We start from the raw sequence: 8657 nt of genomic DNA, 5'->3' as shown, positions 1-8657 counted from the left end.
TTGACTGGGGAAAGTATCCCAAAGCCCTAGAGTATCAGCAAAAAGCCCTAGCAATTCGTCAAGACATTGGTGACCAGGCCGGTATTGGCACCACCTATAACGCTATCGGGGTAAATTATCTGGATTTGGGGGACTATCCCCAAGCCTTGGATTACTTCAACCAAGCTAAGGCCATTTTTAATAAAATTGGGGATAAGGAAGGGATTGGGGTAACCCTAACTAACATCGGAACAGTTTACCAAAAACAGAAACAATACCCCAAGTCTCTCAAATTCTATCAGCAATCCTTGGCTATTTCCCAACAAATTGGTAATCGCCTACAGAAAGCTAACACCCTGACTACTATCGGAATAGTTTATGAAAAACTGGGAGAGTATACTAAAGCCAATGACTATCATCAACAAGCCTTAGAGATTAATCAAAAAATTGGCGTAAAAGCCGGGATTAGCTTTACCTTGTACAATATCGGAATAGTTTACGCTAACCTAGAAAACTATCCCGAGGCTTTAGCAGCTTATCAACAAGCCTTAGCCCTTTCCCGAACCCTTGGCACTCGCTTAACGGAAGGGAAAATTCTGGCTGGTATCGGTAAGTTGTATGATAGCCAAAACCAATCGGAATTAGCGATTACCTTCTTTAAACAATCGGTTAATGTCCGAGAAGGGATCCGCAAAGACTTAAAAGTTCTGCCCATTGAACAACAACAATCCTTTACCAACACTTTTGCCCAAGACTATCGCCGCTTGGCTGATTTACTGCTGCAAAAAGATCGAGTGTTAGAAGCCCTACGGGTGCTCGATTTACTGAAAGTCCAGGAGTTGGAGGATTACCTCAGTAATCTGCTAGGGAATTATAACACCGTTGATGGCATTACAGAACTGACTGAAGAACAGGAAATCCTCAAGGGTATCCAACCAATTATCGACCAAGCTATTGCCCTGGATCAAGAACTCAGTGAACTGGAAACTATTGTTACGGATAAGCGCACCCAAACCCAGCAACAGCGAATCATTCAACTTAGGAAAAATCAAGCCCAGGTCAGGAAAGACTTTCAAGATTCCCTGAAGAGTCCAGAGGTAAAAGCTTCCTTGGCAAAATTGAGGGAAACCACAGAAGCAGAAAACTTAGACCTAAAGAATTACGATCGACGATTACGAGAGCAACTCCAGCAATTGGAACAGGATGCGGTTATGTTCTATCCCCTAGTATTAGATGACCGTTTGGAATTAGTCCTAGTCACCCCTGATGCTCCCCCAATTCACCGCACGGTTAAGGCAAACCGAAAAAACGTGGAAAGAGCGATTGACAACTTCCGCCAAACCGTTGGCAATGGGAGCAATAATTACAAAATTTACGTCGAGCAACTGTACGAGTGGCTAATTAAACCGATTGAAGCTGACTTAGCCAAAGCTAATGCCAAAACTATTATTTATGCTCCTGATGGCAAATTGCGCTATATTCCCCTGGGGGCTTTGTATGATGGCGAGCAATGGTTAATTGAGCGGTTGAGAGTTAATCAGATTACTGCTCTGAGCCTAACATCCCTAGACCATAAACCGACACCACAGTTAGACGTGTTTGCGGCAGCGGTCACCAAAGAGCATAGGATTGAGATCGGGGATAAACAGCATGAATTTCCAGCCTTAGCGTTTACCAAACCAGAAGTTGAGGGTCTGGCAGAAACCTTTCCCAACACTAAGCTATTCATCGATAAACAGTTTCATGAGGATACCATTTATCAGATGAATGACTATTCCATTGTGCATCTAGCCACCCACGCTGTGTTCGAGAAAACTAAACAAGATTCATTTATTCTGTTTGGTGATGGCAGTCATGTTACCGTTGACGAGGTGGAACAATGGAATTTCCCCAATGTAGATTTAGTAGTGCTCAGTGCCTGTCAGACCGGCTTAGGGGGAGAATTGGGGGATGGCAAAGAAATCCTGGGTTTTGGTTATCTGATGCAAAATGCTGGTGCCGATGCTGCGATCGCATCCCTGTGGAAAGTGAATGACAAAGGTACCCAAGCCTTGATGAATAAATTTTATCAGGTCTTGAAACAGGGGAACGTTACTAAAGCCGAAGCCCTCCGACAAGCTCAAATTGCTTTAATTACCAAAGTAGAGTATGGTTTGGAGCATCCTTATTTTTGGGCACCGTTTATTTTAATTGGGAATGGATTATAGGGTTAACAGGTTGAAGGTTAGGAGGTTGAAGGTTGAAGGTTATGGGGTTGAAGGTTGAAGGTTGAACGCGACGCGCGTGCCAATAGGCCAAGGTTAGACGGTTGAAGGTTAGGAGGTTGAACGCGACGCGCGTGCCAATAGGCCAAGGTTAGGAGGTTGAAGGTTGAACGCGATCGCGTGGCCAAAGGCCAAGGTTATTTGGTTGTTCGCCCAAGGGGATTTGGTGTAGGGTAGGTTGAACGCGACGCGCGTGCCTATTGGCCAAGGTTATTTGGTTGAACGCGATCGCGTTCAACCTTCAACCTGCTAACCTTCAACCTACTCCCTACTCCCTCACCCAATTTAAAACTTCCTACAATTCGCATAAAACTGCCACCACCTAAGGATATATAGTAAGAAACTACCAAGTGGCTGATTTGTCGATGGGTATTTACTCTACTATTCCTGTATTTTGCCTCAAGCTCGCTAGTGCTACCTTACTGTGTCTGCTCTCACCGATCTTAGCTCCAGAAAATCTGGGAGTTGCTCCAGCGGTGGCACAAACCACTCCAGACCAAGCCACTCAAGCGGAACAGTTATTCGATCGGGCAAGGTCAGAGTTTGTTAAAGGTCAGTTGCCTCAAGCCAAGGAGAGTTATCAACAAGTATTGACGATTTATCGGGAATTGGGAAACTCTACAGGTGTTGCTCAAGCTCTTAATGGCCTTGGACAGGTTTACAATCTATTATCTCAACAAAGCAAAGCCCTGGAAGTATTGCAGCAAGCTCTAAAAATCCGTCAAGGTAATGGAGAGCGAAAGGGAGAAGGGGAAACCCTGACCCATATCGGAACAGTTTATTCAAGTCAGGAAGACTATCCTAAAGCCCTGGAGTTGTTCGAGCAAGCCCTAACTATTAACCAAGAGGTAGGTAATCAGCTTGGGATTGGTTATGCTCTGGTTAATCTTGGCTCAGTTTACTCTTCCCAAGGAGAGTATGACAAAGCCTTAGATAGGTTAGAGCAAGGTCTGACTATTATCAAAGAAGTAGCTAAGACTGAGAAAAGCGTACGCATTCTCCCACGCTACTATCAAGCGCAAACTCTGATTGTATTCAGCTCAGCTTATATCAGGTCAGGGAAATTAAACCAAGCTTGGGAGTTTGTGGAGCAAGCTCATGGCCTGAGTCGAGAAGAAGGTTATCGATTAGGAGAAGGTTTAGCCCTGACCTTGAAGGGAGCACTCTATACCGCTCAAGGGGAATTGGATAAAGGGCTGGAAACCCTGGAGCTTGGGTTAGCGATTACTAAACCAACTGGGAGTCGGGGATTAGAACAGAATATTTTATTTTTGATGGGAGGGATTTACAACCAGAAAGGGGAGTATGTCAAAGCTATAGACTATTACCAGCAATCCCTAGCTATTCGGAAAGAATTGGGTAAGCGTAAGCTGGAAGGGATTGCGCTCAATACTATTGGCGTGGTTTACGATAAACAGCAACAATATGACCAAGCCCTCAACTATTATCAGCAAGCCTTAGCTATTAACCGGGAAGTTAAGAATCAGGCTGATGAAAGCACCACCCTTGGTAATATTGCTACACTTTACCAAAAGCAAGAACAGTATGACCAAGCCCTCAACTATTATCAGCAAGCTTTAGCTATTCATCGCCAACTTAAGAATCAAGTTCAGGAATGGAGTACCCTTGCTAAGATTGGACAGGTTTACTACCAACAGGGAAACTATCAGCAAACCATAAACTATTATCAACAAGCCTTAGCCATTTCCAAAAAAATTGACAATCTCACAGGAGAAGGTGCAAATCTTTGGGGGATTGGGCAAGCTTATTATGACTTGGGCAACCATGACCAAGCCATAGACTATTACCAACAAGCCTTAGAAATTTACCGCAAACTTAATAATACCTCGATTGAAGCATCTATCCTGGGAGGGCTTGGACTAGCTCAAATCAGCCAAGGCAAATATGACCAAGCCCTGAAGTCTTATCAGCAACTCCTTGCCATTGCCCGAGAAACCAAAGAGCCTTCTCAAGAAATAATCGCTCTCAATTTTATTGGGCAAGTTTACGAATCTCAGGGAAAGTATGACCAAGCCCTAGATTACTACCAGCAAGCCTTGACCATTGCCAAAGAAATTAATGACCAGAAAACTACTGTAGACCTCCTCAATAATATTGGGGTAGTTTACAGCAATTGGGGAAAGTACAACCAAGCCCTAGATTACTACCAGCAAACCTTAACTATTAGCAAAAGTTTAAACGATTCTATCAAAATTGCGACTATACTCAACAACATTGGCTGGATATATGACGGATACGGGAAGTATAGTCAAGCTCTAGACTATTATCAGCAAGCTTTAGCCATTAACCAAGAGTTGGGCGATCTCCGTCGTGATAATGTTGCTACTAATTTCACTAATATTGGGCATGTTTACCATAGTCAGGGTGAGTATGACCGAGCCAATGAATACTTCCAGCAAGCTTTAGCTATTTCTAAAGACATAGGTTATCGCTCCCAGGAAGCCAATATCCTTAATAATATTGGATCAGTTTACGATAGTCAGGGTGAGTATGACCGAGCCAATGAATACTTCCAGCAATCTCTAGCTATTTCTCAAGAAATTGGGGATCGCTCAGGGGAAAGTACTACTCTCAATAATATTGGGTTCATTGACTATGCTCGGGGTGAGTATGCTCAAGCATTAGAATACTTCCACCAAGCTTTAGTGATTCAACAAGACCTAGGGAAGCGTTTCGAGGAAGCTACTACCCTCGGCAACATCGGAACAGTTTACATTAGCTGGGGAGACTATGCCAAAGCCTTAAACTATCATCAGCAATCTCTAAAAATTAAGCAAGACATTGGTGACAAGAGGGGAGTTGGTGCCAATCTCAACAATATCGGAAGAATTTATACTGACCAAGGGGAGTATGAGCGAGGGTTAAAATACTTACAGCAAGCTCTAGCTATTCAACAAGAGATAGGCGATCGCCCCACAGAAGCTGCTAACCTGAGGAACATCGGAACAGTTTACAGTCACTGGGGAAAGTATCCCAAAGCCCTAGAATATCATCAAAAAGCCCTAGCCATTCGTCAAGACATTGGTGACCAGGCCGGTATTGGCACCACCTATAACTCTATAGGGGCAAATTATCTGGATTTGGGAGATTATTCCCAAGCCTTGGACTACTTCAACCAAGCTCAGGCCATTTTTACCAAAATTGGGGCTAAGGAAGGGATTGCAGAAACCCTGACTAACATCGGAACAGTTTACCAAAAGCAGGAAAACTATCCAAAGTCTCTAGAAAACTATCAGCAATCCTTAGCTATTTCTCAACAGATTGGTAATCGCCTAGATCAAGGTCACACCCTGACTACTATCGGAATAGTTTATGAAAAACTGGGAGAGTATACTAAAGCCAATGACTATCATCAACAAGCCTTAGGGATTAATCAAACAATTGGGGTAAAATCTGGGATTAGCTCTACCTTGTACAATATCGGAATAGTTTACACTAACCTAGGAAACTATCCCGAAGCTTTAGCAGCTTATCAACAAGCCTTAGCCCTTTCCAGAACCCTTGGCACTCGCTTAACGGAAGGGAAAATTATGGCTGGTATCGGTAATTTGTATGATACCCAAAACCAATCGGAATTAGCGATTACCTTCTTTAAACAATCGGTTAATGTGCGAGAAGGGATCCGCAAAGACTTAAAAGTTCTGCCCATTGAACAACAACAATCCTTTACCAACACTGTTGCTGAGGACTATCGCCGCTTGGCTGATTTATTGACCCAACAAAATCGCAACTTAGAAGCCCTACGGGTGCTCGATTTACTGAAAGTCCAGGAGTTGCAGGATTACCTGAGTAATGTGCGAGGGGATGATAACACCGTTGATGGCATTACAGAACTGACTGAAGAACAGGAAATCCTCAAAGGAACTCAACCAATTATCGACCAAGCCATTGCCCTGGGTCAAGAACTCAGTGAACTGGAAACTATTCCTAACCATAAGCGCACCCAAACCCAGCAACAGCGAATCATTCAACTTAGGAAAAATCAAGCCCAGCTAACCAAAGACTTTCAAAATTTCCTGAAGAGTCCAGAGGTAGAAGCTCGGTTGGCAAAATTGAGGGAAACTACAGAAGCAGAAAACTTAGACTTAAAGAAGTACGATCGACGATTACGAGAGCAACTCCAGCAATTGGAACAGGATGCGGTTATTCTCTATCCCCTAGTATTAGATGACCGCTTGGAATTAGTCCTAGTCACTCCTTATGCTCCCCCGATTCGCCGCACGGTTAAGGTAAAACAAAAAGACCTGGAAAGAGCGATTAAAAACTTCCGCAGACTCCTGGCCAATCCGGTCCGTAATGCCAGAACTCCCGCCGAGCAACTGTACGACTGGCTAATTAAACCCATTGAAGCCGACTTAGCCAAGGCCAATGCCAAAACTATTATTTATGCACCTGATGGCAAATTGCGCTATATTCCCCTAGGGGCACTGTATGATGGCGAGCAATGGTTAATTGAGCGGTTGAGAGTTAATCAGATTACTGCTCTGAGCCTAACATCCCTAGATAATAAACCGACACCACAGTTAGACGTGTTTGCGGCTGCGGTCACGAAAGCCCATACTATTCCGGTAGGGGATAAACGGCATAACTTGGCTGCTTTAACCTTTACCCAACCAGAAGTAGAGCGTCTGGCAGAAACCTTTCCCAACACTACAACTTTCATCGATAAACAATTTCATGGGGAGACGATTTATCAGATGAATGACTATTCCGTAGTGCATCTAGCCACCCACGCTCTGTTCGACAAAACTAAACAAGATTCATTTATTCTGTTTGGTGATGGCAGTCATGTTACCCTGACTGAGGTAGAAGAAAAATGGGATTTGTCTAATGTAGATTTAGTGGTGCTCAGTGCCTGTCAAACGGGCTTAGGGGGAGAATTGGGGGATGGCAAAGAAATCCTGGGTTTTGGTTATCTGATGCAAAATGCTGGTGCCGATGCTGCGATCGCATCCCTGTGGACAGTGGATGACCAGGGTACCCAAGCCTTGATGAATAAATTTTATGAGGTCCTGAAACAGGGGAACGTTACTAAAGCCGAAGCCCTCCGACAAGCTCAAATTGCTTTAATTACCAAAGTAGAGTATGGTTTGGAGCATCCCTTTTATTGGGCACCGTTTATTTTAATTGGGAATGGATTATAGCAGTTTTTAATTGGGTGAGGTATAGCAGAAGTCAGAAGTCAGAAGTCAGAAGTTAAACTCAAGCCAAACTGTAGTTTGAGACTTTTGTCATGTCCTAATTACCCTGGCGACTGCTATACTTACGCCCTTTAGGTTCCTATTTGGTTGAACTGATACAGAAAAAGCCTAGACCCAAAAGCTACCCTCTCATGGATCAGGCTTTTTCTTGTGTCCTCAAGGCCAATCTTCCTGGTTGATTTGGCTTATTTCAGTTTGCCTAAATTCCAGGTCTAATCAAAAGGTGTAATGGGAATATAAACCAACTCTTCCCCCAAGAACTCTTCTGCACTGGGAGCACGAACCCCCTTCGCACCCTTCTGCTTAAGTTGCAACACTAAAGACACTTTTCCATCCTTCAAAACCCTCTCCGGCAGGGGAATCGTGTAAACTCCCGAAGGCTGGCCTGGCCTCACCCCAAAAGGAGAAACCGTCCCTAGAATTCTACCATCCATCGACCGCACCACAATACTGGAACGGCGAGGTAGAACCCCCGCAGAGATCCTTACTCTGACTGCCTCATCGTGAGCTGGAGTGCGGGGCAACGCCAAGGTCACCTGCCCCGCCAAATCAGCAGCGTGGGAATATTGAATCCCTCCCCCAAGAAACAGACATAGACTGGCAAAAATTACTAAAGTAAAGCGCTTCAGCATCATTTCCATAACAGTAGTGTCCTAGAAGATTTTGATATTCACAGATTCAAGGGTTGCCTCTAAGGAATCCCACCTGATCCTCTTGCTATCCGGCACAAGGCCGACTTGTAAAGGTTGATCTATATCTAGATCTAGTTTCTTCTTCTTAGCCAAAGCCTTCAATGCACGAGTCAGTGGAAGGGTGAAGGTTACAGGACCGCTGTGGTGGAGTGTGCCGAACAACTCCAACGCTCCTACAAGGTGAGTTTTATATAACCCAATCCTGTCTTGTCCTTCTGGGGAATTGACTAAAACGTTAAATCTAACATCCCGCAAATTGGCTGGAACGTTAATTGTAATTTCAGCAACAATACTTGTAATTTCAGGAACAATACTGGATCCATTGCTGCTTGCCACAGCGGCTTTAAGGATCTCCTGAGGAACTTTAACATTCCTCTTGGATAACTGCTTGAAGTTCAACGAGCGACTGATTTTTTCACCAGAAAAGACTATTGGCTCGGTCCTGACCTTCTGGTATGCTGAAAGCAGGTCCTCACCAGAGCCAGGCTGATAGAAATAAA

5 protein-coding genes and 1 pseudogene are annotated in these 8657 nt (G+C 44.1%); 3 read left to right on the top strand and 3 right to left on the bottom strand.

The annotated features are described in order from the left end of the window. Positions 1 to 2186: CHAT domain-containing protein (locus F6K20_RS13600; protein ID WP_287294994.1), on the top strand; the 2186-nt coding region annotated here is incomplete at its 5' end. 17 nt (positions 2187 to 2203) lie between these two features. Here F6K20_RS13600 and F6K20_RS13595 read toward each other — a convergent pair. Further along, positions 2204 to 2332, bottom strand: coding sequence for a hypothetical protein (locus F6K20_RS13595; protein ID WP_267871989.1), 129 nt, complete (start codon positions 2330 to 2332; stop codon positions 2204 to 2206). 111 nt (positions 2333 to 2443) lie between these two features. On the opposite strand from F6K20_RS13595, the gene F6K20_RS13590 reads away from it, so the two are divergent. Beyond that, positions 2444 to 2569 carry a hypothetical protein gene (locus F6K20_RS13590; RefSeq protein WP_287294993.1) on the top strand — a complete coding sequence of 42 codons (126 nt, stop codon included), beginning with the start codon at positions 2444 to 2446 and terminating at the stop codon, positions 2567 to 2569. Between the two features lie 24 nt (positions 2570 to 2593). Continuing rightward, positions 2594 to 7408: a tetratricopeptide repeat protein gene (locus F6K20_RS13585; RefSeq protein ID WP_287294991.1), complete on the top strand. Its 4815-nt coding sequence runs from the start codon at positions 2594 to 2596 to the stop codon at positions 7406 to 7408. Positions 7409 to 7677: 269 nt separating this feature from the next. On the opposite strand, the gene F6K20_RS13580 is transcribed toward F6K20_RS13585, so the two are convergent. Continuing rightward, positions 7678 to 8100, bottom strand: coding sequence for a hypothetical protein (locus tag F6K20_RS13580; protein ID WP_287294989.1), 423 nt, complete (start codon positions 8098 to 8100; stop codon positions 7678 to 7680). Positions 8101 to 8118: 18 nt separating this feature from the next. Next, a pseudogene (locus tag F6K20_RS13575) lies at positions 8119 to 8657 on the bottom strand (DUF_B2219 domain-containing protein); the annotation flags it as partial.

Source organism: Moorena sp. SIO2C4 (assembly GCF_010672485.1).
GTDB lineage: Bacteria > Cyanobacteriota > Cyanobacteriia > Cyanobacteriales > Coleofasciculaceae > Moorena > Moorena producens.
The sequence above is the reverse complement of the archived record's forward strand: the minus strand, read 5'-3'. Positions and strand labels throughout refer to the sequence as shown.